21 protein-coding genes and 1 other RNA gene are annotated in these 24,288 nt (G+C 61.9%); 2 read left to right on the top strand and 20 right to left on the bottom strand.

The window, feature by feature from the left end:
• Window positions 1-145: 145 nt before the first annotated feature.
• From IGW03_RS22705 to IGW03_RS22740, 8 genes are all read right to left on the bottom strand, one after another.
• Window positions 146-997 carry an ABC transporter permease gene (locus IGW03_RS22705; protein ID WP_194724818.1) on the bottom strand — a complete coding sequence of 284 codons (852 nt, stop codon included), beginning with the start codon at window positions 995-997 and terminating at the stop codon, window positions 146-148.
• An 8-nt stretch (window positions 998-1,005) separates the two neighbouring features.
• Window positions 1,006-1,815: an ABC transporter ATP-binding protein gene (locus tag IGW03_RS22710; RefSeq protein WP_194724860.1), complete on the bottom strand. Its 810-nt coding sequence runs from the start codon at window positions 1,813-1,815 to the stop codon at window positions 1,006-1,008.
• A gap of 148 nt (window positions 1,816-1,963) precedes the next feature.
• Window positions 1,964-3,004: an ABC transporter substrate-binding protein gene (locus tag IGW03_RS22715; protein WP_194724819.1), complete on the bottom strand. Its 1,041-nt coding sequence runs from the start codon at window positions 3,002-3,004 to the stop codon at window positions 1,964-1,966.
• A gap of 61 nt (window positions 3,005-3,065) precedes the next feature.
• Entirely contained in the window at window positions 3,066-4,310 is a 1,245-nt protein-coding gene (locus tag IGW03_RS22720) for a CaiB/BaiF CoA transferase family protein (protein ID WP_194724820.1), read from the bottom strand.
• A 3-nt stretch (window positions 4,311-4,313) separates the two neighbouring features.
• Window positions 4,314-5,012, bottom strand: coding sequence for an HD domain-containing protein (locus tag IGW03_RS22725; RefSeq protein ID WP_194724821.1), 699 nt, complete (start codon window positions 5,010-5,012; stop codon window positions 4,314-4,316).
• A gap of 14 nt (window positions 5,013-5,026) precedes the next feature.
• Window positions 5,027-5,623 (bottom strand): recombination mediator RecR, encoded by a 597-nt coding sequence (gene recR, locus IGW03_RS22730; RefSeq protein WP_194724822.1) that lies wholly within the window; start codon window positions 5,621-5,623, stop codon window positions 5,027-5,029.
• Between the two features lie 100 nt (window positions 5,624-5,723).
• Entirely contained in the window at window positions 5,724-6,050 is a 327-nt protein-coding gene (locus IGW03_RS22735) for a YbaB/EbfC family nucleoid-associated protein (protein WP_194724823.1), read from the bottom strand.
• A gap of 21 nt (window positions 6,051-6,071) precedes the next feature.
• Window positions 6,072-8,120, bottom strand: a complete 2,049-nt coding sequence (locus IGW03_RS22740; protein ID WP_194724824.1) for a DNA polymerase III subunit gamma/tau — start codon at window positions 8,118-8,120, stop codon at window positions 6,072-6,074.
• 92 nt (window positions 8,121-8,212) lie between these two features.
• Here IGW03_RS22740 and IGW03_RS22745 point away from each other — a divergent pair, with 92 nt between their 5' ends.
• Window positions 8,213-9,856: an isovaleryl-CoA dehydrogenase gene (locus IGW03_RS22745; RefSeq protein WP_194724825.1), complete on the top strand. Its 1,644-nt coding sequence runs from the start codon at window positions 8,213-8,215 to the stop codon at window positions 9,854-9,856.
• Window positions 9,857-9,897: 41 nt separating this feature from the next.
• Here the strand turns inward: IGW03_RS22745 and ffs are convergent.
• Both ffs and ubiD read right to left on the bottom strand, forming a co-directional pair.
• Window positions 9,898-9,996: signal recognition particle sRNA small type (gene ffs / locus IGW03_RS22750), an RNA gene on the bottom strand.
• Between the two features lie 57 nt (window positions 9,997-10,053).
• Window positions 10,054-11,538 carry a 4-hydroxy-3-polyprenylbenzoate decarboxylase gene (gene ubiD / locus IGW03_RS22755; protein ID WP_194724826.1) on the bottom strand — a complete coding sequence of 495 codons (1,485 nt, stop codon included), beginning with the start codon at window positions 11,536-11,538 and terminating at the stop codon, window positions 10,054-10,056.
• Between the two features lie 462 nt (window positions 11,539-12,000).
• Here ubiD and IGW03_RS22760 point away from each other — a divergent pair, with 462 nt between their 5' ends.
• Window positions 12,001-13,023 (top strand): transglycosylase SLT domain-containing protein, encoded by a 1,023-nt coding sequence (locus IGW03_RS22760; protein ID WP_194724827.1) that lies wholly within the window; start codon window positions 12,001-12,003, stop codon window positions 13,021-13,023.
• An 82-nt stretch (window positions 13,024-13,105) separates the two neighbouring features.
• Here IGW03_RS22760 and IGW03_RS22765 read toward each other — a convergent pair whose 3' ends face one another.
• The 10 genes from IGW03_RS22765 to IGW03_RS22810 form a co-directional block, all read right to left on the bottom strand.
• On the bottom strand, window positions 13,106-14,284 hold the full coding sequence (locus IGW03_RS22765) for a pyridoxal phosphate-dependent aminotransferase (protein ID WP_194724828.1): 1,179 nt from the start codon (window positions 14,282-14,284) through the stop codon (window positions 13,106-13,108).
• An 81-nt stretch (window positions 14,285-14,365) separates the two neighbouring features.
• Window positions 14,366-14,836 carry a transcription antitermination factor NusB gene (gene nusB, locus IGW03_RS22770; RefSeq protein ID WP_194724829.1) on the bottom strand — a complete coding sequence of 157 codons (471 nt, stop codon included), beginning with the start codon at window positions 14,834-14,836 and terminating at the stop codon, window positions 14,366-14,368.
• A gap of 3 nt (window positions 14,837-14,839) precedes the next feature.
• Window positions 14,840-15,325: a 6,7-dimethyl-8-ribityllumazine synthase gene (gene ribH / locus IGW03_RS22775; protein ID WP_194724830.1), complete on the bottom strand. Its 486-nt coding sequence runs from the start codon at window positions 15,323-15,325 to the stop codon at window positions 14,840-14,842.
• A 208-nt stretch (window positions 15,326-15,533) separates the two neighbouring features.
• Window positions 15,534-16,640, bottom strand: coding sequence for a bifunctional 3,4-dihydroxy-2-butanone-4-phosphate synthase/GTP cyclohydrolase II (gene ribBA, locus IGW03_RS22780; RefSeq protein ID WP_194724831.1), 1,107 nt, complete (start codon window positions 16,638-16,640; stop codon window positions 15,534-15,536).
• A gap of 123 nt (window positions 16,641-16,763) precedes the next feature.
• Entirely contained in the window at window positions 16,764-17,378 is a 615-nt protein-coding gene (locus IGW03_RS22785; RefSeq protein WP_194724832.1) for a riboflavin synthase, read from the bottom strand.
• Between the two features lie 13 nt (window positions 17,379-17,391).
• Window positions 17,392-18,483 carry a bifunctional diaminohydroxyphosphoribosylaminopyrimidine deaminase/5-amino-6-(5-phosphoribosylamino)uracil reductase RibD gene (gene ribD / locus IGW03_RS22790; protein WP_323745012.1) on the bottom strand — a complete coding sequence of 364 codons (1,092 nt, stop codon included), beginning with the start codon at window positions 18,481-18,483 and terminating at the stop codon, window positions 17,392-17,394.
• Between the two features lie 130 nt (window positions 18,484-18,613).
• Window positions 18,614-19,183 carry a GspH/FimT family pseudopilin gene (locus IGW03_RS22795; RefSeq protein WP_228535959.1) on the bottom strand — a complete coding sequence of 190 codons (570 nt, stop codon included), beginning with the start codon at window positions 19,181-19,183 and terminating at the stop codon, window positions 18,614-18,616.
• Window position 19,184: 1 nt separating this feature from the next.
• On the bottom strand, window positions 19,185-19,586 hold the full coding sequence (locus IGW03_RS22800; protein WP_194724863.1) for a type IV pilin protein: 402 nt from the start codon (window positions 19,584-19,586) through the stop codon (window positions 19,185-19,187).
• Between the two features lie 43 nt (window positions 19,587-19,629).
• Complete coding sequence (locus tag IGW03_RS22805) at window positions 19,630-23,589, bottom strand: pilus assembly protein (RefSeq protein ID WP_194724833.1); 3,960 nt, start codon at window positions 23,587-23,589, stop codon at window positions 19,630-19,632.
• A gap of 34 nt (window positions 23,590-23,623) precedes the next feature.
• Window positions 23,624-24,253, bottom strand: coding sequence for a pilus assembly PilX family protein (locus IGW03_RS22810; protein ID WP_194724834.1), 630 nt, complete (start codon window positions 24,251-24,253; stop codon window positions 23,624-23,626).
• Window positions 24,254-24,288: the final 35 nt, after the last annotated feature.

A 24,288-nucleotide genomic window follows, 5' to 3' on the forward strand; every position in this document is an offset into this window, starting at 1 on the left:
GCTCTGCAATGGTGCGTACGCGCACCATTGCAGGTCATCGCCTCGCCGCAATGGGAATTAATGGGGAGGCATGGCGAAACCGGCACTGTCCGGGTGCATTTGCCGGACTCGGCTTCCACATAGCAAGAGCCGAGCCTGCCTGCCGTCAAATCTTTTCCGTCTCGCCCGATTTCGGCTGCCACTTCATCAGCCGGCGTTCGATCATGCCGACCAGCATGTCGAGCACCAGGGCGAATGCTGTCAGCACGAGAATACCGGCAAATACCGTATTGATATCGAAGGTGCCTTCCGCCTGCAGGATCAGGTAGCCGACGCCGCGCGCCGAGCCCAGGTATTCGCCGACGATGGCGCCGACGAAAGCCAGGCCGACTGAGGTATGCAGGCTGGAAAAGACCCAGGAGGTGGCCGACGGCAGGTACACCTGCCGCAGCAGCTGGCGCTGGTTGGCGCCCAGCATGCGGGCATTGGCCAGCACCACCGGGCTGACTTCGCGCACGCCCTGGTAGACGTTGAAGAAGACGATGAAGAACACCAGCGTGACCGACAGCGCCACCTTGGACCAGATGCCGAGGCCGAACCACATCGCGAAGATCGGCGCCAGGATGACCCGGGGCATGGAGTTGGCGGCCTTGATGTAAGGGTCGAAGACCGCCGAGGTCATCGGCGACAGCGCCAGCCACAGGCCGAAGACCAGTCCGAGCAGCGTGCCGATGCCGAATGCCAGCAGCGTTTCCGTCAGCGTCACGAGCAGGTGGGGATAGATCTCGGCGGGAAAGTTCAGGGTGAACCAGGTGCTGTCGAACATGCCGACTTCGAGCGAGCCGCTGCCGACGGTGAACCACTGCCAGATGCGGACCATCACCTTGAGCGGCTCGCCGAAGAAGAAAGCCACCTTGGGATCGCGCGTGGCCAGATGCCAGGCCAGGAATACCACGATCAGTACCAGGATCTGCCAGAAAAGCAGCGTGCGCGGCTGGGGTTTGATGAGTTTCCACATGGTTGATATCAAGCCTTGATCTTCTGCTGCTGATAACCCTTCAGGACTTCCTCGCGAAGCACATTCCAGATCTGCGCATGCAGTTCGACGAAGCGCGGATGCATGCGGATTTCCGCCACGTCGCGCGGGCGCGGCAGGTCGATCCGGAACTCGCCGATCGGCCGCGTCGCCGGTCCCGCTGACAGCACCACCACGCGGTCCGACATGGCAATCGCTTCGTCGAGGTCGTGGGTGATGAACAGGACGGCTTTCTTCTTTGCGCTCCACAGGTCGAGCACTTCGTTTTCCATCAGCTGGCGGGTCTGGATGTCGAGCGCGGAAAACGGCTCATCCATCAGGATGATGTCGGGATCGAGGATCAGCGTCTGCGCCAGCGCGACGCGCTTGCGCATGCCGCCGGAAAGCTGGTGCGGATAGCGGTCGCCGAAACCCCGCAGGCCGACGCGGGCCAGCCACTCCTCGCCCTGCCGGCGCGCGGAAGCCTCGTCGAGTCCGCGGAACTGCAGGCCGGCGATCACATTCTGCAGCGCGCTGCGCCAGGGCATCAGCGCATCGGCCTGGAACATGTAGCCGGCGCGCCGGTTGATGCCCTTGAGCGGTTCGCCGAAGACCCGGACTTCGCCTGCCGACGGCTCCAGCAGGCCGGCGCCAACGTTGAGCAGTGTCGACTTGCCGCAGCCGGTAGGACCGACCACCGAAACGAATCCGCCGGGCGCGATATGCAGCGTGGTGTCGGCGACCGCAGTATAGCGCTGGGAACGGTCATCCTTGGAAATGAAGGTGCAGGTGATGTTGTCGAGTGCGAGCGCAGGAATCATCTGTCGTCTGTTGTCGCGCCCGCCGGGGCGGGCGATCATCGGCAGTCAACGCCGCGCCGAAGAAAGCAGCGGGCGGCTCATGCGGTCCCGGAAGAAGATCCGGGCGCAGCCAAGTGGGGGCCCGCGCCGGTTCTTCCAAGGGCTTTTCTTATTTGTACTTAGCGTTGGCCTTCTGCGCCATCTCGTTGGTATAGGTCTTGGACAGATCGATAGTCTTGCTGGCAAGCTCGGGCTCGAAGGCCTGCAGGGTCTTCAGCGCGGTCTGCGGACCGGCTTCAGGGAACATGCCGTCGGGAGAGATCGCTTCGCGCACCTTCATGAAGGCTTCGATATACAAGGCCCTGTCGCCAAGGAGATAATTTTCCGGCACCACCTTGATGATGTCGGAGGGGCCTGCCTTCTGCAGCCACTTCAGCGCGCGCACCATCGCGTTGGTCAAGGCCTGGGCGGTGTTCGGGTTTTTCTTGAGGAAGGCTTCGCTGGTATAGAGCGTGGCGGCGGGCATCGGGCCGCCGAAGACCTCGTTGGTATCCTTCAGGGTGCGGGTATCGGCGATCACCTTCACCTCATTTTTCTGCTGCAGCATGGTGACCACCGGATCGAGGTTGGCGATCGCGTCGATCTGGCCGGAGCGCAGCGCGGCGATCGCGCCGGCGGAAGTGCCCACGCCGATGAAGGCGACATCGGTCGGCTTGAGGCCAGCCTTGGCGAGCACGAAGTTGGCCATCATGTTGGTCGAGGAACCGGGGGCGGTCACGCCGATCTTCTTGCCCTTGAGGTCGGCCACCGACTTGTAGTTGGGCATGGTCTTGTTGGAGACGGCCAGGACGATCTGCGGCGCCCTGCCCTGCAGCACGAAGGCGGTGATCGGCTGTCCCTTGGCCTGCATGTTGATGGTGTGCTCGAAGGCGCCGGACACCACGTCGGCGCTGCCGCCGACCAGGGCCTGCAGCGCCTTGGCGCCGCCGGCGAAATCGCTGATCTCGACCTGCAGGCCTTCGTCCTTGAAATAGCCGAGCTGTTCGGCGATCGTCAGCGGCAGGTAGTAGAACAGGTTCTTGCCGCCGACGGCGATCGATACCTTGGGCTTTTCCAGGGTCTGCGCGAACAGGTTGCCGTTGAAGGTGAAGTAGCCGGCCAGGAAAAGCGCCAGTGCGATCGCGAACTGCTTCCAGAAGGTCTTGTTCATGCTGTCTCCAAACTTGTTTTTTGAATGCCGTCAGCGCGGAGGGCTTCCCTTTCTCGTCTGACTAAATCACCCCATCTCGCTTGAGTTGTGTGATGTGTTCATCATCATAACCCAGTGTGCGCAAGACTTCAGCAGTGTGCTCGCCGAGTCCCGGGCCGAGCCATTTCGTTTCGCCCGGCGTTTCGGACAGCTTGGGGGTAATCGCCGGCAATTTGATCGGCGTGCCGTCGGCGAAACTGTGCTGCTCGAACATACGGCGGGCGAGGAATTGCGGGTCGCTCAGCATGTCGCGCACCGAATAGATTTTACCGACCGGCACATCGGCAGCCTTCAGCGCGGCCAGCGCCTCGTCGATGTTCCTGCCGGCGCACCAGGCCTGTATCGCATCATCGATCTCGGCAGTGCGCGGCACCCTGCCGTCGTTGCGGGCCAGGGCCGGATCGTTGGCCATGTCGTCGCGGCCGATGGCCAGCATCAGGCGCTTGAAGATGGCATCGCCATTACCGGCGATGACGATGTTCTCGCCGTCGCCGGTGGTATAGGTATTCGACGGCACGATGCCCGGCAGCGCGCCGCCGGTGCGCTCGCGCACCACGCCGGCGTGGTCGTACTCCGGGACCAGCGATTCCATCATGTTGAAGACTGCTTCGTACAGTGCCACGTCCACCATCTGCCCCTGGCCCGCGACGCATTCGGTGCCCTGCTTGCCGTTCCAGCGGCCGCCGGTGGCATCGCGGTGGCGCAGGGCCATCATCGCGCCGATGACGCCGTGCAGCGCCGCGACGGAATCACCGATGGAAATCCCGATGCGCACCGGCGGTCGGTCGGGGTGGCCGGACACATAGCGCAGGCCGCCCATCGATTCGCCGATAGCGCCGAAGCCGGGCAAGTCCTTCATGGGTCCGGTCTGGCCGTAGCCGGACAGGCGCACCATGATGGCGGCGGGGTTGATTGCCTTCAGCGCCTCGTAGCCGATGCCCCATTTCTCCAGCACCCCGGGGCGGTAATTCTCGATGATGATGTCGGCTTCCAGCGCCAGGCGGCGCGCGATTTCCTGTCCGCGCGCCTCCTTCATGTTGAGCGTCACGCTCTTCTTGTTGCGTGCCTGTACCGTCCACCAGAGCGAGGTGCCGTCCTTGAGTACCCGCCACTGGCGGATCGGATCGCCGCCGTCGGGCGCTTCGATCTTGATGACCTCGGCGCCGAACTCGGCCAGCATGCGCGAGCAGAAAGGGCCGGCGATCAATGTGCCGAGTTCGAGTACCTTGATGCCGGCGAGCGGGCCGGCGGATGGGTTTGCCTGCATGTTCTACCTTGATGTGGAATGCGGCTCCAGCAGGAGCAGTTCGGATTGGATGTTGTCCCTGGCGGGCGCTTCGAAGCGTTCCGCCATCCATGGCGTGAAGTACAGTGCCGGACGTTCGAGGAAGCGCCGCAGCACCTTGGCCCGGCCGGTGAGATAGTCCTGTTCCGGCACCCATGCATATTCCTTGCGGATCGCCTCGCGGTAATGCCGATAGTGCTCGGCAGGCGCGCCGAGTATTGCCAGGTCGAAGTCGAGGAACAGCGGAAGATCAGGCACTTCCATGTCGGTGACAGCATGGCTGATGGTAGCGAGAATGCAGCGTTCGACCTGGGGGATGATATCGGGATCGACCTGCATCGCCCGCATTGCCGCGGCGGCTAGCGCTGCGCTCGCCACTTCATTGCCGCCGGATCGGGATTCGTAAATGATGTCGTGAAACCAGATTGCCAGTTCCACGACCTGGACGTGAGAAAGATGCGCACGATGGGCATCTGCATGCCGCAGCAGCGCTGCGACGTGGCCGAGGTTGTGATAATGCCGGTGAGGCTCGCTGTAATGCCGGTCGATCAGTTGCCACACGTCGGCGGCAGCCCTTTCCGGACATGTCAGGCTGCTGCAAAGCGACTGCCAGCGCAGCTTGAGCCGGGACAGATTCTGCGCGCCTGTTACCCAATCATCCCGTGAGTCTGCAAAGCGCGGCATGAGGGTTCAGTGACTCAGGTGGTGCGGCGGTCCAGCATCGCGCGGGCGATCGTTCCCGCATCCACGTATTCCAGCTCTCCGCCGACGGGTACGCCGCGGGCGAGCCGGCTCACCTTGATTCCGCGCGCCTTGAGCGTCTCGCTGATGTAGTGCGCGGTGGCTTCGCCTTCATTGGTGAAATTGGTGGCCAGCACCACTTCCTTCACCACACCGTCGGTGGCACGTGCGATGAGTTTCTCGAGATGAATGTCCTTGGGGCCGATGCCGTCGAGCGGCGAGAGCCGTCCCATCAGCACGAAGTACAGGCCCTTGTAGGTCAGGGTCTGCTCGATCATCAACTGGTCGGCCGGTGTTTCCACCACGCACAGCAGCGTGGCATCACGCTCCGGGTCCATGCACATTTCGCACAGCTCGTTTTCCGTGAAGGTATTGCAGCTGGCGCAGTGATGGATGCGCTCCACCGCCTGCAGCAGCGCGCGGCCGAGCAGGCCTGCCCCGTCGCGGTCATGCTGCATCAGGTGATAGGCCATGCGCTGCGCCGACTTGGGGCCGATACCCGGCAGCCTGCGCAGGGCTTCGGTAAGAAAATCGAGGCTGGACGGAGATTTCAATTCGGTTCCCTATTGCCGGATTGTGGAAATTGGGATTGCAGGATTTCTGGATGGTGCGCAGGACCATGCCGGGCATGGTCCCGTATCCTGTCTCTGGCCGTCAGAACGGCAGCTTGAAGCCGGGCGGCAGCGGCAGGCCGGCGGTCATACCGGCCATTTTTTCCTGCGACGTGGCTTCGGCCTTGCGCACCGCATCGTTGAACGCGGCTGCGACCAGGTCTTCGAGCATGTCCTTGTCGTCCGCCAGCAGTGACGGATCGATGGTCACGCGCTTGACGTCGTTCTTGCAGGTCATGACCACCTTCACGAGGCCGGCGCCGGACTGGCCCTCGACCTCGATCGATGCAAGCTGATCCTGCATCTTCTTCATGTTGTCCTGCATTTGCTGCGCCTGCTTCATCAGTCCTGCGAGTTGGCCCTTCATCATGGTCTTTCTCCCGAATATTGGTTAGAGGGGTTTGATCGATCCCGGCACGATGGTCGCGCCGAATTCGCGCATCATCGTCTGCACGAAGGGATCGCGCTGCATGTTCTCTTCCGCCTGGCGCTGGCGGGCTTCGCGTTCGGCCACCGCGGCGGCATTGGCCGTCTGGCGGACTGCGCCGATTTCGCTGGTGACGCGCACAGTCTTGCCGAAGTGCTCGGTCAATGCCGCCATCAGCTTGTCCACTGCGCCCGCAGACCTCAGCGTTTCCAGCGGAATGCGCAGATGCAACAGCACGCCGTCGCCGTTGTCTTCGCATTGCAGCAGTTCGCTCTGCTGCGCAAGTTGCTGGACCACGCCGCGCAAGGGAAGTGCCGCAGCCAGCACCGGCCAGTTGCCGTCCCAGCCGAGCGAAGGTATCGGCGTCGGCGCCAGCGGCGGCAATGCCTCCGGCTTGACGATGGCCACCTCGGGCTCGGGCATGGCTGCGGGCGAAGGCGCCGGCATGCGCATGCCCGGCGGCTCTTCAAGCACAGCCGTATCGGCGAGCACTAGTTCCGCGATGCGTGACTCAGTTTTTTTTTGAGCGGCGACGGGCAAGGCGTCGAAGGGAATGGTTTCGTGCATGTGCGCCGGCGCATCGTCCCACGGCGCGCGTGCCAGCGGCACGGAGACTGCCGATGCTGCGGGTGCCGAAGGTGCCGCGGATACCGCTGCTGCCGGCGCGGAAGGCACCTGCGCCGCAGGCCTTGCCATGGCACCGCCCGATGGCGCCTTGCCGCCGTTGCGTGCCGCTTCCAGCGCGGCGCGGGCGGGACTCATGCCGGCCGGGCGCACCGCGGGCGCGGATGCAGGCGCAGCAGCCGCTACCGACGGCCTGGTCGCCGGAGCGCTCGCCCTCGGCGATACCTGTGGCGCCTGCGGCATGGAAGCCGCAGGCGGCGGCACACCGGCTGCACCGTCCGCTCCGCCCATGCCAGGACGGAATGCCAGCATCCGCAACAGGGTCATGGTGAAGCCGGCATATTCGTCCGGGGCAAGGCTCAGGTCATTGCGCCCGTGTACGGCGATCTGGTAGAACAGCTGGATCTCTTCGGCATCGAACAGGCCCGCCAGGCGCAGGATGTCTTCCCTTTCAGGAACGTCGTCGGGCACCGCAGCCGGTACGGTTTGTGCCAATGCGATCCGGTGCAGCACGGTGCCGAGATCCTGCAGGGCTGCGTTGTAGGACAGGCTGCGCGCGGCCATGTCGTCGGCGACCGCGAGCAGGCCGGCACCGTCGCGCGCGGCCAGCGCATCGAGCACCCGGATCAGGTAGGACTGGTCGAGGGCGCCGAGCATGCCCTGCACCGCTTCGAGCGTGACCTTGCCGGCGGCATAGGCAATGGCCTGGTCGGTCAGGGACAGGGCGTCGCGCATGGAACCGTGCGCGCCCTGCGCCAGCAGGCGCAAGGCCTGAGGCTCGAAGGCGATGTCTTCCTGGCCGAGAATGTTTTCCAGATGGCCGACGATATGCCCGGGCGGCATCTGCTTGAGGTTGAACTGCAGGCAGCGCGACAGCACCGTTACCGGAATCTTTTGCGGATCGGTGGTGGCGAGAATGAACTTCACATGCTCGGGCGGTTCTTCCAGCGTCTTGAGCATGGAATTGAACGCATGATTGGTCAGCATGTGCACTTCGTCGATCATGTAGACCTTGAAGCGCGCATTGGACGGCGCATACACCGCCTGCTCCAGCAATTGCGCCATTTCATCGACACCCCGGTTCGACGCGGCATCCATCTCGATGTAATCGACGAAGCGGCCGGCATCGATGGCGACGCAGGCTTCGCAGACGCCGCATGGCCTGGCGGTGATTCCGCCGTTGCCGTCCGGCCCCTGGCAATTCAGCGACTTGGCGAGAATGCGCGACAGCGTCGTCTTGCCCACGCCGCGCGTTCCGGTAAACAGATAGGCATGGTGCAGACGCTGCTGGTCCAGCGCATGGGTGAGCGCCCGCACGACGTGCTCTTGCCCGACGAGCGTTTCAAAGCTCTTTGGGCGATACTTACGGGCGAGAACTTGATAAGACATGGTTGCGCTGGCTGTTGGTTGTAGCAAGCATTTTACCTGACCTGATGCAAGTTATAGACTGCGGATTCAGTTGTTGAAAAAAGGATACCGACATGCAATGGCCGACCCATGAAGTCACCAACCAGGTGCCCGAACTGGCAGACTACGACCTGTTCTCCACCGATATCGCGCTTGCCAACGGCATCCGCCGCTTCGGCGCCGGCTGGAACGAGGAAATACTGCGGGGGCTGGGCGCGCGTCTGGGCACGAAAGAGGTGTTGCATCTGGGCGACCTCGCCAACCGGCATCTCCCGGAACTGGAGACCCATGACCGTTTCGGGCGGCGCATTGATTCGGTGGAATTCCATCCGGCCTGGCATGCGCTGCTGGCTTCCCTGCGCCGGGAAGCGCTGCATGCCCTGCCCTGGATGGAGCCGCGCAGCGGTTCCCATGTGGCGCGCGCCGCCGGTTATTTCCTGCACGCGCAGGTCGAGGCCGGTTCGCTCTGCCCGACCACCATGACCTTCGCTTCGATCCCGGTGCTGCGCAACGAACCCGGCCTGTTCGCCGAACTTGGTCCCAAGCTGTTTTCGACGGAACACGATCCGCGCGACCTGCCGCTGCAGCAGAAGACCTCCATTCTCGTCGGCATGGGCATGACCGAGAAACAGGGCGGCTCCGACGTACGCACCAATACCACCACCGCACGCCCCCTGAACGGCGAAGGACGCGGCGCCGCCTACGCGCTGACCGGACACAAATGGTTCTTCTCGGCGCCGATGTGCGATGCGCACCTGGTGCTGGCCCGCACCGAAGGCGGCCTCTCCTGCTTTTTCGTGCCGCGCTGGCGGCCTGACGGCAGCAAGAACGCGGTGCTGGTCCAGCGGCTCAAGGACAAGATGGGCAATCGCTCCAATTCCAGCAGCGAAGTCGAATTCCAGGACGCCTACGGCATCATGGTCGGCGAAGAAGGACGGGGCATTCCCACCATCATCGAGATGGCCAACCATACCCGCCTCGACTGCGTGATCGGCAGCGCCGGACTGATGCGCCAGGCGTTCGTGCAGGCGGCCCACCATGCCCGGCACCGCAGCGCCTTCGGCCGGCATCTCGCCGAACAGCCGCTCATGCGCAACGTCCTGTCGGACCTGGCGCTGGAGAGCGAAGCGGCGACCCTGCTCATGCTGCGCCTGGCGCAGGCATTCGAATCGCCGCAGGACCCGCTGGAGCGCGCATGGCGGCGCATCGTCACGCCGGCAGCCAAGTTCTGGATCTGCAAGCGCGCGCTGGAATTCACCGGGGAATGCATGGAAGTCTGGGGCGGCAACGGCTATGTCGAGACAGGACCGATGGCGCGGCTCTACCGCGAGGCGCCGGTGAACTCGATCTGGGAAGGCTCCGGCAACGTGATGTGCCTGGATGTCTTGCGCGCCGTCGAACGGGAAACCGAAGGCTTCTTCCTGCTGCTCGACCAGCTGGCCGATGCCGCCAGCGGCCATGATGGCTTGCGGGGTCTGGTGAACGGGCTGCGCAGCGACCTCGCCACGCCGCCGGAACAGCGCGAACTGCTGGCCCGCCGCTTCGCACAGAAGCTGGTGCTTGCCGCTCAGGCCTGCCTGATGCGCCAAGCCGCCCCCTCAGTGATCGCCGATGCCTTCATCGCCAGCCGCCTCGATATGGAGTCGGGGCGCGTATACGGCACGCTGTCGTCAGCCGCATTGCAGCAGGACATACTGAACCGAGCCTGGCCGGAATAAGGAATGTGATGCTTGAGGGGAATATAAGAAAACTGCAGGAAAGAGGCGAGCCTTGTCTACGGCACTTGCGGGAAATGGCTGTGGCTGCTTCGTTCCCGACCTGACCAGGTTGGCCATGCCGCAATGCGCAGGGGCCCGCCAACCCGCATTCTAACAGCAAAGCGGCGGACGCGCCTCCCTATTTCCTAATCCGACCGTCAAATGCCGAGGTCACCCCAGATACGGTCGATCTTCTCCTTGACTTCGGGAGTCATCGCAATCGTCGTTCCCCATTCGCGGCTGGTTTCCCCCGGCCACTTGTTGGTAGCGTCGATGCCCATCTTGCTTCCAAGTCCGCTGACCGGCGAAGCGAAATCGAGGTAATCGATAGGCGTGTTGTCGACCAGCGTCGTGTCCCGTGAGGGATCGACGCGCGTGGTGATCGCCCAGATCACTTCCTTCCAGTCGCGGATGTTCACATCCTCGTCCACGACGACAATGAACTTGGTGTACATGAACTGGCGCAGGAAGCTCCAGACGCCGAACATCACCCGCTTGGCATGGCCTGCATAGGCCTTCCTGATCTGCACCACCGCCATCCGGTAGCTGCAGCCCTCGGGCGGCAGGTAGAAATCCGTGATTTCGGAAAACTGCTTCTGCAGCAGCGGCACGAAGACTTCATTGAGCGCCACGCCGAGCACCGCGGGCTCATCCGGCGGCTTGCCGGTATAGGTGGAATGGTAGATGGGATCGCGGCGCATCGTGATCCTGTCGATGGTGAACACCGGGAACCAGTCCTGTTCGTTGTAGTAGCCGGTATGGTCGCCGTACGGCCCCTCCAGCGCATGCTCGTAGCCGCTCGGATGGGAGTCGTCGAGATAGATGTGCCCTTCCAGCACGATTTCCGCGGAGGCCGGCACGCGCAGTTCGCTGCCGATCGCCTTCACCAGTTCGGTCCGGCTGCCGCGCAGGAGGCCGGCGAACTGGTATTCGGAAAGGCTGTCCGGCACCGGGGTGACCGCACCGAGTATCGTCGCCGGATCGGCGCCCAGCGCCACCGCCACCGGGTAGGGCTGGCCACGGTTGACGATGCCATGTTCGCGGAAATCCAGGGCGCCGCCGCGGTGCGCCAGCCAGCGCATGATGACCTTGTTGCGGCCGATCACCTGCTGGCGGTAGATGCCGAGGTTCTGCCGCTTCTTGTGCGGCCCCTTGGTGATGACCAGGCCCCAGGTGATGAGCGGCGCAACGTCGCCCGGCCAGCAATGCTGGATCGGCAGCTTCGCCAGATCCACGTCCTGCCCTTCCCATACCACCTCCTGGCACGGCGCGGACCGATGTTCCTTCGGCGCCATGTCCCACAGCGCCTTCACCATGCTTCCCAGGCCGAGCACATCCTTCAAGCCTTTCGGCGGCTCGGGCTCCTTCAGCGTGGAAAGCAGGTGTCCGATCTTGCGCAGCTCGCCGACATCCTCCGCCCCCATGCCAAGGGCGACCCGGCGCGGCGTGCCGAAAAGATTGCCCAGCACCGGGATGCTGTGGCCGACCGGCTGCCTGAACAGCAAGGCGGGACCGCCTTGGCGCAGGACCCGGTCGCAGATTTCAGTCATCTCGAGATGAGGCGATACAGGCGTCGAAATCTGCTTAAGCTCGCCAATTTCTTGCATTTGGGCAATAAAATCCCGCAAATCCGAATATTTCATGATTTTTCACAAAGTTTGCGTCTTGTTTATATTTGTAAAATGCAAGCCCAAGTAGTTGATTTTATTTATCTTTTGTTGCACTGCGGATATTTATTATATCGAAAAGTAATGAAATACGGATTTGTTAGTATTGACTCGATATAAACACGCACCTAAAATTCGGCCAGCTTGATGAGCGGTCCTCTCCCCACATTCAGGGACAGGCATAGTAACCCGCTCAAGACTCACGGGATCGGGGTCCCACATGACATTTTAAGGAGTGTTTTCAAAAGGCGTCCGCCTTCCCCCCGAAAAAGTTGCTCTTCCTGCCGGCAGTGTGCCGAGACACCAGGACGGGCAATCGCGATGTCTGCCGGCCAGCGCTGCGCGCGGCTGCAGACAGTGACTGATTCACGTTGACAGCCAAGTGCCTGCAGCAGCTTGTTGTGGCACTTCGTTTGCCGTGAAATTTCAGGAGGTTCAATGATAAATCGATATACGCGGGCAGCGTATGACTTTACCTGTGAGCAGGCCACGCAGTCGGCCGCATGGGCAGTGTTTGCCCGCGACACGATCAGCGGTTTCATGATTACCGCCCGCCATACGCTCACCCTGTTCGGCATCGCTGCATTGGCCATGCTGGGCATCATGTTCGTCAAGCCGGAAGCGGCCGACCGCTTGAAGGCGTTCTCGCCGTTTGTCGCGGCGACTGCGGCTCCTGCGGTGACGAATGCCGCAGCGGAGTCTGAGCGCATGGGGGCTTCGGCCAGCGCCTCCGTCCCGGCAGCTACCGCGACTGCAGCAAAGACGGTTGCGGCCGTTCCGGTTGCGGCCTCGGTCCACGCACCGGCCACGCCGCATGCGGATGCCGTCCAGGCCGGAAATTCCAAGCAGCAGCAATGGGTCACCGAATGGCTCTCGAAACGCTACCGCGTGGCGGCCGACGCAACCAACATGCTCGTGTCGGCGGCCTACCTGACCGCAAAGGAAATCAAGCTCGATCCCCTGCTCATCCTGTCGGTCATGGCCATTGAATCGGGCTTCAATCCGTTTGCCGAAAGCCCGGTCGGCGCGCAAGGACTGATGCAGGTCATGTCCAAGGTGCACCACGACAAGTTTGCCGAACTCGGCGGCGTCAAGGCGGCCTTGAATCCCGTGGCCAACATTCGCGTCGGCTCCCTGATCCTCAAGGATTACGTCGAACGTGGCGGTTCGGTGGAAGCCGGCCTCAAGATGTATGTCGGCGCCGGCGCATTCGAATCGGACTCCGGCTACGGCGCCAAGGTCCTTGCCGAATACCGGCGCCTCAAGGAAGTGGCAACGGGCAAGAAGGTGCCGGTGTTCACCTCCACGGCAACTGCCAGCGCATCTCCCACTACCTCCTCGCCCGCCAAGGCTGCGCCTGCCGAAATGAAGACACAGTCTTCCTCCGAGAGCGCCTCGACGGCAATGAAGGAAAACCGCCCGCTTGCGCAGAATGAGGACCAGCTTGTACCGGCCCTTTGAATTTGTTTGACGTTAATTGCGCCCATGAAAAAAGGAGCCTCGAAAGGCTCCTTTTTTATTGCCCGCCCTTTGGAGCCGGACATCAGCGACCTGGACTGTATTCTGCAAAGAAACGTTCGAGACGGCCAACCGCTTCCTTCAGGTTGTCCATCGACGTGGCGTAGGAGAGCCTGATGTACTGCCGTGCCGTGAAGGGCCCGAAATCCAGGCCGGGCACCAGCACGACGCCCGCCTGATTCAGCATGTCGATCGTCAGGCGGTCGGCATCATTCGACAGCGCCGAGCAATCGGCATAGACATAGAATGCGCCATCCGGGGTCACCGGTACTTTGAAGCCGAGCTCGCGCAGCGCCGGCACGATATAGTCGCGCCGGCGCCTGAACTCGGCCTTGCGTTCCTCATAGATGGCGATCGATTCCGGCTTGAAACAGGCAATCCCCGCATGCTGGGCGATACCCGATGCGCAGATGAACAGGTTCTGCGCAAGCTTTTCAATCTGCGCCACCATGGCTGGCGGCACGACAAGCCAGCCAAGCCGCCAGCCCGTCATGTTGAAATACTTGGAGAAGCTGTTGATGACGATTACATCATCACCGAGCGAGAGCGCGGAATATGGCGCCTCGTCATAGGTGAGACCCTGGTAGATCTCGTCGACAATGGTAAAACCGCCCTTCTCTCTCACCGTCGAGACGATTTTTCCGAGTTCGTCATGCGCTATCGACGTTCCGGTCGGGTTGGAGGGAGATGCCAGCAGAACGCCGCGCGTAGCTGCGCCCCAATGTTCCCTGACCACGGCATCGGACAACTGGAAGCGCTGCTCGGGACCGCTCGGGATCATTTTCGCCCGGCCCTCGAATGCCGCAACGAAATGCCGGTTGCAGGGATAGGAAGGATCGGGCATCAGCACTTCGGCATTGCTTTCCACGAGCGCCGCGCAGGCCAGCAGCAGCGCCGCCGAGGCGCCTGCCGTCACGATGATGCGCGACGGCGCCACGTCAAGCCCGTACACGTCACGGTAATGCGCAGAGATTGCTTCACGCAATGCCGGAATGCCGACCGCGGCCGTGTATTGCAGCCGGCCGTCCGCCAAGGCGCGCGATGCCGCTTCAATCACCGGCGGCGGTGCGGTGAAATCGGGTTCGCCGATGCCCATGTGGACGATGGAGCGCCCGGCGCGTTCAAGTTCTGTCGCCATCTTGGCCAGTTCCATGACATGGAAAGGCGCAATATTGGCAAGGCGGGAAGCCAGAGTCGGAGTCATGAAATCAGGATGTGCGGCGGGAATCGGATGGAATCCCGGCCGCCGCAGATGGATTGAAGATCGGGTAGAACGTGCCGACGGTCAGCGCTTCTTGGCATCGTCGACTTCGACATTGCGCGCCTTGGCGGCAAATTTATCGAGTACGCCGTTCACGTATTTGTGTCCATCGATGCCGCCGAAGGATTTTGTCAGTTCGACCGCTTCGTTGATGACGACCTTGTACGGAATCTCGATATGGTTCTCGAGTTCGTAGGCGCCGATCAGCAGCGCCGCATGCTCGACCGGAGACAGCTGGTCGATGGGCCGGTCGATCAGCGGCGCCAGGTTTTCGCGCAGCGCGGCAGCGTGCTTGATGGTACCGTGCAGCAGCGCATTGAAGTGTTCGGCATCGGCCTTGTCGAAGCCATGCGCTTCGCGGATGTGGGCATCGATGGCGCCCGCATCCTCGCCGGCCAGCAGCCACTGATAGAGGCCTTGCAATGCGAACTCGCGGGCGCGGTGACGGGGGGTCCGGTTCTTGTTCGGGTTGGCGTGAACGGTTTTCTGGTTCATGGCTTACTCTTCGTCAGTGGCTTCGGCAAGTTCTTCCAGTGCAATCGACAGATTGGCCATTTCGATGGCGACGCGCGCCGCATCCGTGCCTTTTTCCGCCATGCGGGCTTCAGCCTGTTCATCCGTGTCGGTTGTAAGCACGGCGTTGGCGATGGGAATGCCGAAATCCAGGCCCACCCGGGTGATGCCGGCGCCGGACTCGTTGGATACCAGTTCGAAGTGGTAGGTTTCACCGCGGATCACGGCGCCGATGGCGATCAGCGCATCGAACTGCTGCGTCTCGGCCATTTTCTGCAGTGCCAGCGGAATCTCCAGCGCACCCGGGACGGTGACATGCAACACGTCTTCATCGGCAACGCCGAGATGCTTGAGTTCTGCCAGGCAGGCAGACAGCAGGCCATGGCAAACGTCTTCGTTGAAGCGAGCCTGCACGATGCCAATGCGCACGCCCTCGCCGTTCAGATTCGTCGCGTATGTTCCTACAGTCATGGTAATTCCTTCATGCGCAGCTGCGCTTAATGAAACTGACACCTCGCCGCATGCATGTTTTCCGATGAAGCCGATGAAACGATGGCGGCATGGCGCGGCAAGGTACGGTTGTTATTGATTGTCGGTTGCCGGCGGCTGCAACACCGCCGTTCAGTTCGTATTCGGTTCGCGTCCCGGTCGCGTTTGTTCGCGCCAGGATCGTTCGGTGTTACGGCTTGGCCTGGTAGCCGACGACTTCGAGGTCGAAACCCGTCATCGACGGCATCTTGCGCGGGCTGGCGAGCAGCTTCATCTTGCCCACGCCGATGTCTTTCAGTATCTGGGCGCCGATGCCGTAGGTGCGCAGATCGAGGCGGGAGCCGCGCGGCTGCGGAACGGACTCGGGATTGTTGAGCGCTTCAAACTGGGAAAACATCTGTTCGGCGGACTCTTCGCAATTGAGCAGGATCATCGCGCCGCGTTCCCCTGCCTTGATTGCGGCCATCGCCGACGCCGCATTCCAGGAGTGCGTGGTGACCTCGGTTTCGAGCAGGTCGAGTATGGATACCGGCTGGTGCACCCGCACCATGGTTTCGAGTTCCGGCGAGATATCGCCATGCACCAGCGCAAGATGTGCGCCGCCGCTGGGCTTGTCGCGGTAGGCAATGGTGCGGAACGGGCCGTGCGCAGTGTGCATGGTCCGTTCGGCCACGCGCTCGATGATGCTTTCGTTCTGGTTGCGGTAGTGAATCAGGTCGGCAATGGTGCCGATCTTCAGATTGTGTTCCTTCGCAAACTCGATGAGGTCGGGCAGACGGGCCATGGTGCCGTCATCCTTCATGATCTCGCAGATGACGGCGGCGGGCGTCAGGCCTGCCAGTTCGGCGAAGTCGCAGCCGGCCTCGGTATGGCCGGCGCGCATCAGGACGCCGCCCTTCTGGGCTTTCAACGGAAAAATATGGCCGGGCTGCACGATGTCGGACGCCTTGGCATTCTTCGCGACAGCCATCTGCACGGTGCGGGCCCGGTCTGCGGCCGAGATGCCGGTGGTCACGCCTTCGGCCGCTTCGATGGAAACGGTGAAGTTGGTACCGTAGGACGTGCCGTTGCGGGTCGTCATCATCGGCAGGTTCAGCAGGTTGCAGCGCTCTTCGGTCAGCGTCAGGCAGATCAGGCCGCGCCCATACTTGGCCATGAAGTTGATGGCTTCCGGCGTCACGAATTCGGCCGCCAGGACCAGGTCGCCTTCGTTTTCCCTATCCTCTTCATCGACGAGGATGACCATGCGGCCGGCGCGCAGCTCGGCAACGATTTCTTGAGTTGTTGAAATAGCCATGACTGAAATCCTATGTAGCCCGCTATTTTAAAGGATTTGGCTGCCCCTGAACTTTCAAGTTCGAAACAAACCGCGGTCCTGCGGCCGCCCTGCTCCGGGCTCCGGTACCGGCCTTCCATCCCCTCACTTTTGCAGGCTGAGCATGCGCTCGACGTAGCGCGCAATCAGGTCGATTTCAAGATTGACGCGCGTGCCGGGTTTCAGGTGCTTGAGAGTGGTGACCTGCACGGTATGCGGAATCAGGTTGATGGAAAATTCGCAGGCCTTCTCCGTATCGCTCACGCGGTTCACGGTCAGCGACACCCCGTTGACGACGACCGATCCCTTGTAGGCCAAATATCTGGCCATGTCGCTTGGCGCTTCGACGACCAACTCCATCGATTCGCCGACCGGATCGAAGCGCAGCACCGTACCCAGGCCGTCGACATGGCCGGATACCAGGTGACCGCCGAGGCGGTCGGCGAGAGTCAGCGCCTTTTCGAGGTTGACTTCACCGAGTACGTCCAGACCAGCGGTGCGGTTGAGGCTTTCACGGGACACGTCGACCGCAAACCCGCTTGCGGTCTTGCTGACGACCGTCATGCAGGCGCCGTTGAGCGCGATCGAATCGCCGAGAGCCACGTCGTCCATGGGCAGGCCGCCGGCATCGACGGTGAGGCGCACGCCGGCGTCGGCTTGTTCGCCCAGGGGAGTAATCGAGGAAATCTTTCCGACAGCAGCGACAATTCCGGTAAACATGATCGAAATCCGTTCAGATGAAACGAGCAAGGATACGCAAATCGGGACCGATCTGCTTGATTTCATGGAAGGACAGCGGCGTCTTTTCATCGAGACTGTCGGCTGCGCGCAGGTCGAACAAGCCCTGCGCATCTCCCAGAACCGTTGGTGCAAGATAGAGCAGGAGTTCGTCGACGCAGCCTTCGCGAATCAGCGAACCGTTGAGCTTGAAGCCGGCTTCGACGTGCAGTTCATTGATCTGGCGCCGGCCAAGTTCCTGCATCAGCGCCTGCAAGTCGACCTTGCCCTGGGCATTCGGCAGCATGATGATCTCGGCGCCCAGCGCACGCAGTTGCGCTTCCTTCTCAGGATTCGGCACGGCAGCGGCAATCCATGTTCCGCCGCCGGCCAGCACGCGCGCCGACGGGTCGATCTGGAGGCGGCTGTCGATCACGATCCGGCGCGGCTGCCGGGGTGTTTCCACCGCCCGCACATTGAGCTGAGGATCGTCTTCCTGCACCGTGCCGATGCCGGTGAGGATGGCGCATGCACGGGCGCGCCACCAATGGCCGTCGTCGCGCGCCGCCGCCGACGTGATCCACTGGCTCTGCCCGTTATGAAGCGCCGTCTTGCCGTCCAGGCTGGCCGCCGCCTTCATGCGCACCCAGGGGCGTCCGCGCTGCATGCGGGACAGGAATCCGATATTCATTTCCCGCGCCGCGTCGGCGCAGACATCCGTCGTGACTTCGATGCCGGACGCGCGCAGCTTGGCAACCCCTTGCCCGCCGACCAGCGGATTCGGATCGCCGAGTGCCGCAACGACGCGGCCGACGCCGGCGCGGATGAGCGCGTCGGCGCACGGCGGCGTCCTGCCGTAATGACTGCAAGGCTCCAGCGTCACATACACCGTCGCTCCGCGCACGTCGGCGCCGCGGCTTGCTGCATCCTGCAGCGCCTGCACTTCCGCATGCGCCTGCCCCGGAGGCTGGGTGGCGCCTGCGCCGATGACCTGGCCGTTCTTGACGATGACGCAACCGACACGCGGATTGGGTGTCGTGATGAACATCGACTTTGCCGCCCATTCCAGTGCCAGCGTCATTGCTTGCGAGTCGTTGAGTATTTCCACGGAGACTTTTCCAAAGCATTGATGAATGAGGTCATGCATTATCCCGGTGATTGCACAGTCGGGACAACTGCCTGCCGCTGATGGCATTTTAGCTCGTGTCCTCATGCGCTCCGCCGCCGGAAACACCGGCTCAGCAGCTGGACTCTCCGGGCTTGGGTTTGCAGACGCGCGGCCGTCCGAGCGCATTCAGGACGATGCGCCGCTTTTCGCCGCCGAGTTCGAACGCAATGGAGCCGGACTGGAACTGCTGCCCGCCGGCCGCGTTGGTCCGCGTCCGCCCGGTGCCGTTGTAGGCGATGTAGGGGTTCGCATTATCGGTCAGCTTGGAGGTTATCGATATTCCGCTTGAGGCCGGCTCGCGCCGATGGATAATCGTTTCGCCTGCATCGAACGACTGGTTGCCGTTCTCGTCGACCAGAACGATCCAGCCGTCGGACCAGTTTGGCCCCGCCGGCACGAGATCGACGCGCCGCCCTCTCTTGATGGCTTCCGAACGGGTCAGCTGGATGGAAGCGAGGAAGTCGTTGGCAGTGCTGGTCAGCCTCTGGCTGTCGATCAGCAGGCCGAACGCAGGCACCGCCATGCCGGCGAGCACGGCGGCAATCAATATGACGACCATCAGTTCGACAAGCGAAAAGCCCGCGCGCCCGCTGCCATGCATTTGCGCGCTGCCAAGTGCTCTTTTCCTCGCGGGCATCATGTTATCTCCAGCAGACAGGGTCCGTCGGAGTCCGAAGGCCATTGCTCGACTGCGCGAGTGAACCGCATGTCGGATCATCGAACTTCGGCTTGGCGGTGACGGTCACGCAATCCCTGATGACTTCTCCTGCGCATGCATCCGCCGACATGTCGTAGAGACTGCCGGCAAGGCTGTCCCCGGAATGGGTCTTGAAACCCTTCGGCGCGGAAGCCGAATAGGCAACATAGGAATTTTGCTGGGAGTAATACCGCTCCTGAGCCTGAAGCGCCTGGAGAAGCGCAGCCTTTCCTTCGCCGCGCTTTGCACGCCGGACGGACTCGACATAGGACGGATAGGCAATGGAAGACAGAATGCCGACCACGACGACCGCAACGAGCAGCTCGATCAGCGTAAATCCGGTCATGTCCGCAGAGCCCGAAACGCCGTGCCCGTGCCGCAGCCTTGGTTTATTTCTTGAACAAGGCATTCCGAATGTCCTCCCAGTTGATGATTTCCCGCCAGCTGAAACGTCCGGCCGGGACTATCGTCTCTACCTTTTCTCCCGCCGCGGCATCTCCGCCCTTGGGCACGCTGTTGCTTGAGCTGGTGCCGCCCGTGCCGAAGTTGACGACGCTGATCCTTTTCGTCACGGCCCTCCTTCCGACTGCGTTGCGTTCCCCGACTTCCACACCGGTGTCAAAAGGGATGGGTGGACTGAGTATGCCGATCACGGAAAGGCGACGGGTCTCGCCGCCCGCAGCCATCCCGCTGAGCGTATCCAGCACATAACTGCGGCCGCCGCCGGTCTGGCAGGGATCGGCGCCGGGAATAAGCGTATTGAAGAAAACATAGCCATTGACTACCAGCGGATTGGTAACGTTGCGTTCACCGGTCTTGTCGGATTCCACGAAGTCGAAATACCACCCTTTCTGCTGATCAGCCCCACCGCCGTAACTGATTTCGGGTCCGGCAATTTCGAAAGTCCCCTGGCTGGTCCTGTCCAGCGTGCGTTTCGCGAGATCGCCGCGTCCGATCGCTGCGGACGGTTGGGCGCCGCTATCGAGCACGCCGTAAAACGACTGGACCGAATAGCCTGAGCTGACCGCATCGTTCTGTTCGATAAATTTTCCGGTACCGAAGAGAACAATGAAGCCGCCGCCCGGTGCGAAGACGATACGAGGCTGGACGGTGATTGGTTGCCGCGCTCCCTTGTGATCCGTTGCGCTGAACATCGGCTCGGTGCCTGAAAGCGCATCGCTCCAGGGTGCGGCGCCGGTGAAGTTGAAACGCCACACATTCCCCTGCAGGTCGCCTGCATAGGCATAGCGTACGGCGCCGTCCGCACCGGTCACCAGTGCGGGCGAGGAAAGTCCGTTTTGCAAAGCTGCATCCTTGCCAGGCATGCGGAGCTTGAAATAGTTTACGCCCTGCTGCCACTTCGCCGACGACAGCTTGTCCAGCGAGAGAAGAAACAAGGCAGTGGCACCGTCGGTATTGAAACGATTGGCGCCGTCATCCTGGTAATTGTTCAAGCCGCTGGACACGACGACGAAATACTTGAATTGCGGCGCGCCGGAAGATGCGCCGGTATTGAACTTGGCGATTACGGGCGCACCCATGATATTGCCCATGTCCGGATCGTCCGCATCGGTGAATTCAAACAGGGCTTTACCGCCGTCCGCGAAATTTGCGGGATCCGTCACATCCAGCGCAAAGACGCCCTGGGCACCCCCTCCCATACCGCTCGCCAGCACCGTCTTCCAGGTACTGCCTACCCGCGCTTCACTTACCGCGATGCCGCCGTCCACATAAGGGCGGTGCTTGTAATCGGGAGAAGTCAGACGGTTCATGTGCTTCAGGACGGCATTGGGAACAAAGGCAAACAATTCCGTACCGTCGCTTGCTGCGAAGGCATGCAGCATGCCGTCATTTGCGCCGACATAAACCGCCCTGGTGCGCTGCTGATGGTTTTTGGCGAAGGTTTCGTAACTGCTGCCGAAATGCGATGCCGACGGTGCGCCGGCAAAGACGGGATTGCTGTTGAGGATATCCCCCAGCACCCGCTTCCTGCTGCGGAAAAAACCGTTCGGCTGATCGGATTCCCATGTCCGTTCGCCGCGCAGGTAGTTCACGCGTGCGGGCCCCTTGCCGTCCGGTTTGCCGTCGACTGGAGATTCGTCGAGCTGCGCCCGCTGCGCCTCGTTCAAGAAGTCCCACTTGAATTCGACACTAGCCATGGCGCCGCCCGCATTGAACTGGCTGGTGAAGATGCGCCTGTCGGCATGCGCCGGCTTGGGAGCCTGCTTGTCCGTACCGGTCAAGATGTGGCCGGCATCCCACTCCGGAGATTTCGCGATATGGATGTGTTCGTTCGCGTCCAGCGTAATTTTCAGTTTCTTCAGACTGCCGCCCCAGCTGCCGGATTCGAAACCCGGCTGGTAGACGTAGGCACCGTCGCTGGAGATTTTCGTAGTAGAGGCGGAAACGCCGGCAATCGTGCCGCTGCCGCCGGCAATCGACGCGAAAACCTTGCCGATGGATTGCATCATCTCGGTCGGCTGGCCGGCAAGAAAATAATTGCGAGGAACAGCCGACGTCCCCGTACCGTCGCTCCACTCGGCATAGCTGCCCCCCGCTGGCACGCCTTCGGATGACATGGTGATGAAAGGATTGTTTTGCGCAGTCCTTGCATCGAACCCGCCGTATTTCGCGGCGAGATAAAGCTGGCTGTCACGGGGAGGCAGGATGCGATTGCTGCCGTCGATCAGGCCATTGCCGCCCTCATCCACATCGATCGCAAAGGTCTTGATCCGGACCGGCTTGTCCAGGCGTATGTCGTTGGTATTGGCCCAGTAAGCCAGTCCCGCCATGTAATAGGTGCCGTGGCCGGAGGCACCGGTATCCCTGAGGTCAAGTCCGGCAAGATTGCCATTCTTGGCCGGGTTCCCGTAAGTACCCGATGCGTCCGTCTCCATGTCGCCGATTCGCTTCGTCCAGTAGGCGACATCGAGTGGCGGCGTCTTGCCGGCGACTTCCGCATCGGCGGAACGAGCGGCATCATAGGCATCGGCCTGGCTGCCGGCCGGCCCGAACTTGGTTCGCGTGTTGCCGGGCACATGACGATCCCAGTGCGTGTTGACGTCGGCAATGCTTACGATGTAATTGCGCTGGCATGAGGCGACGACCGGGTCCTCCCATGTGCCAAGGACAGGAAAGCCATCCTTCATGCTGTTCGTCACATTGCTGATGGCCGCGTCGGTAGGCGCTTTGCCCTGGAAATAGCGTATGCCTTCATAGAAGAGTTCGCTGACCGGATCGTACTGCTTGTATCGCCCTGTTCTGCCGAACTTGTTGAGGTAGTTGATCACGCCGCTGCCGGCGGTTTCGTCCGCATTGTCGGGATTGCTGTAGAAAACGCCCGTCGCCGCATTCCATTCCGAGCGATCATTCAAGGCTTCGGCGAATGACGGCGGCTTGCGCTGTGTCGCGCCGACGTACTTCACAGGAGCGCGCAGCACTCCTCCGTAACGCTGCGCGGTATCGTCCAGCAGATAGCCCATGGCGCCGATTCTGAGCCGCTCCGCATTGCGCTGAATCTGCCCCGCCGGCTTGTAGCCGTCACCGTATTGCATGCACAGATCCTTGCGCACCGGACCTTCGCCAGCGTCGCAGACTGCGACACGCACCAGATAATCGCCAAGCTTCTTGTCCGTTGCGCTGGCAGGCATTTTCCCGGTGCCGTCCCATTGCGACACGCAATACTGGTGTGCCTCATTGCCGTCTATCGTGCCGCTACTCACATCGCTGAACAGGATCTTGTTCCTGCAGGAGACGATATACAGGCGCTTGACGTTGAAAGGCGTCACACGGTTGGGAGCGCTAGCATTGCCGTCCTGCCGGAGTTCGCGCCGCGGGAAGTAGGTGGCATGTGCATAGAAATTCGCTTCCGGCGTATCGGACAATACCGCGCGCTGAAGCACGGTTTCGCCCGGCTTGTCGACGATGCGGTCTCCGCCGGTAAGCGACAGGCGGAGCATGTCGATGGCGGAAGATGCCGCCCAGTTCATGAAATTGCCGCTGAAGGTAGTGCCGTCGCATTCATGAAGCGCGTCCGCATCCTTCTCAATTTCGAAGTAAAGCCCTGGATAAAACGTATTTGGATCGTTGCCCGGATTGCGGTTGCTGCCCTTGTATCGGTAGCATTTCCCGGGATTGAAATAGCCGGCATATTGATGCGTCCGGCTGTAGGTGCCGCCGTCGCCGCGATAAGCGATTCCGACCGTTGGAAACTCCACCGAAAGACTGAGCAGCAGATTGGGATGCACGTTCAGTCGTCCGTCGAACAGCGGAACTTCGGCAATGCTGACCGGTGGATTCGCTGCGGCTGCAGGGAAGTGGCTGCCTGCAAGGAGCAAGATCGATCCCAAAAAAGCCCTTGCCAATTGTCGACTGAACCGCATGTTATTTCTCTCCCTTCCGGTAATACGTCTGCAACACGACCTGCGTCTCTTCCCGCATGCCGAAGCCAATCGCCGTGACGCGATAGAAAACGGTCGGCATTTCGGCGCTATGCCCCTTGTAGGTGAAGATCATGGGTTCGATCACGTATCTAGGAACCCGCGCAGGAAGCGATCCCGCGCCTGACTGAAACGCCGCTCCCGTGAACTGCCCATAAGGCACCGAACTGGCGCTGCCGGAGTCATCGAGAAAATCGACAGCAGCCCAGGCCGGCTTGGCATCCGGACCGGACGGTGCGCGCAGGCCCAACTTGATATTCGACGCACCGGCAATACAGCCCGCTTCGGGAAAGCTTTGCATGTTGTCCGAGCTGAACAGATCGCTGCGCGACCTTGCCGGGTCCGGGGACTGCTCGATATCCATTTCGGCATCCATCAATGCCGCCTCGGCCGCCTGCAGCGCGATCTGGCGATCCCGGTCATTGCGTGACCCCTTTTCCGCCTGCAGGGCGATCTGCGCTGCCGACGTTCCCAACAGGAGAATGACAACGAGCATGAGCAGGGAAACAATAAGCGACATGCCCTGCTGTTGCTGCCGTCGCGGGAGTCGTTGCTGTCGCTGCTGTGGTTGCATCGGCCGTCCAGCTTTCATTGCCGAAGTCCTCCGGG

Source organism: Noviherbaspirillum malthae (assembly GCF_015352985.1).
Lineage (GTDB): Bacteria > Pseudomonadota > Gammaproteobacteria > Burkholderiales > Burkholderiaceae_D > Noviherbaspirillum > Noviherbaspirillum malthae.

Excerpts from the sequence above, each read along its gene's own strand:
- IGW03_RS22705 (WP_194724818.1), bottom strand. The coding sequence starts at position 997 with ATGTGGAAACTCATCAAACCCCAGCCGCGCACGCTGCTTTTCTGGCAG.
- IGW03_RS22710 (WP_194724860.1), bottom strand. The coding sequence starts at position 1,815 with ATGATTCCTGCGCTCGCACTCGACAACATCACCTGCACCTTCATTTCC.
- IGW03_RS22715 (WP_194724819.1), bottom strand. The coding sequence starts at position 3,004 with ATGAACAAGACCTTCTGGAAGCAGTTCGCGATCGCACTGGCGCTTTTC.
- IGW03_RS22720 (WP_194724820.1), bottom strand. The coding sequence starts at position 4,310 with ATGCAGGCAAACCCATCCGCCGGCCCGCTCGCCGGCATCAAGGTACTC.
- IGW03_RS22725 (WP_194724821.1), bottom strand. The coding sequence starts at position 5,012 with ATGCCGCGCTTTGCAGACTCACGGGATGATTGGGTAACAGGCGCGCAG.
- IGW03_RS22735 (WP_194724823.1), bottom strand. The coding sequence starts at position 6,050 with ATGATGAAGGGCCAACTCGCAGGACTGATGAAGCAGGCGCAGCAAATG.
- IGW03_RS22740 (WP_194724824.1), bottom strand. The coding sequence starts at position 8,120 with ATGTCTTATCAAGTTCTCGCCCGTAAGTATCGCCCAAAGAGCTTTGAA.
- IGW03_RS22745 (WP_194724825.1), top strand. The coding sequence starts at position 8,213 with ATGCAATGGCCGACCCATGAAGTCACCAACCAGGTGCCCGAACTGGCA.
- ubiD (WP_194724826.1), bottom strand. The coding sequence starts at position 11,538 with ATGAAATATTCGGATTTGCGGGATTTTATTGCCCAAATGCAAGAAATT.
- IGW03_RS22760 (WP_194724827.1), top strand. The coding sequence starts at position 12,001 with ATGATAAATCGATATACGCGGGCAGCGTATGACTTTACCTGTGAGCAG.
- IGW03_RS22765 (WP_194724828.1), bottom strand. The coding sequence starts at position 14,284 with ATGACTCCGACTCTGGCTTCCCGCCTTGCCAATATTGCGCCTTTCCAT.
- nusB (WP_194724829.1), bottom strand. The coding sequence starts at position 14,836 with ATGAACCAGAAAACCGTTCACGCCAACCCGAACAAGAACCGGACCCCC.
- ribH (WP_194724830.1), bottom strand. The coding sequence starts at position 15,325 with ATGACTGTAGGAACATACGCGACGAATCTGAACGGCGAGGGCGTGCGC.
- ribBA (WP_194724831.1), bottom strand. The coding sequence starts at position 16,640 with ATGGCTATTTCAACAACTCAAGAAATCGTTGCCGAGCTGCGCGCCGGC.
- IGW03_RS22785 (WP_194724832.1), bottom strand. The coding sequence starts at position 17,378 with ATGTTTACCGGAATTGTCGCTGCTGTCGGAAAGATTTCCTCGATTACT.
- IGW03_RS22795 (WP_228535959.1), bottom strand. The coding sequence starts at position 19,183 with ATGATGCCCGCGAGGAAAAGAGCACTTGGCAGCGCGCAAATGCATGGC.
- IGW03_RS22800 (WP_194724863.1), bottom strand. The coding sequence starts at position 19,586 with ATGACCGGATTTACGCTGATCGAGCTGCTCGTTGCGGTCGTCGTGGTC.
- IGW03_RS22810 (WP_194724834.1), bottom strand. The coding sequence starts at position 24,253 with ATGCAACCACAGCAGCGACAGCAACGACTCCCGCGACGGCAGCAACAG.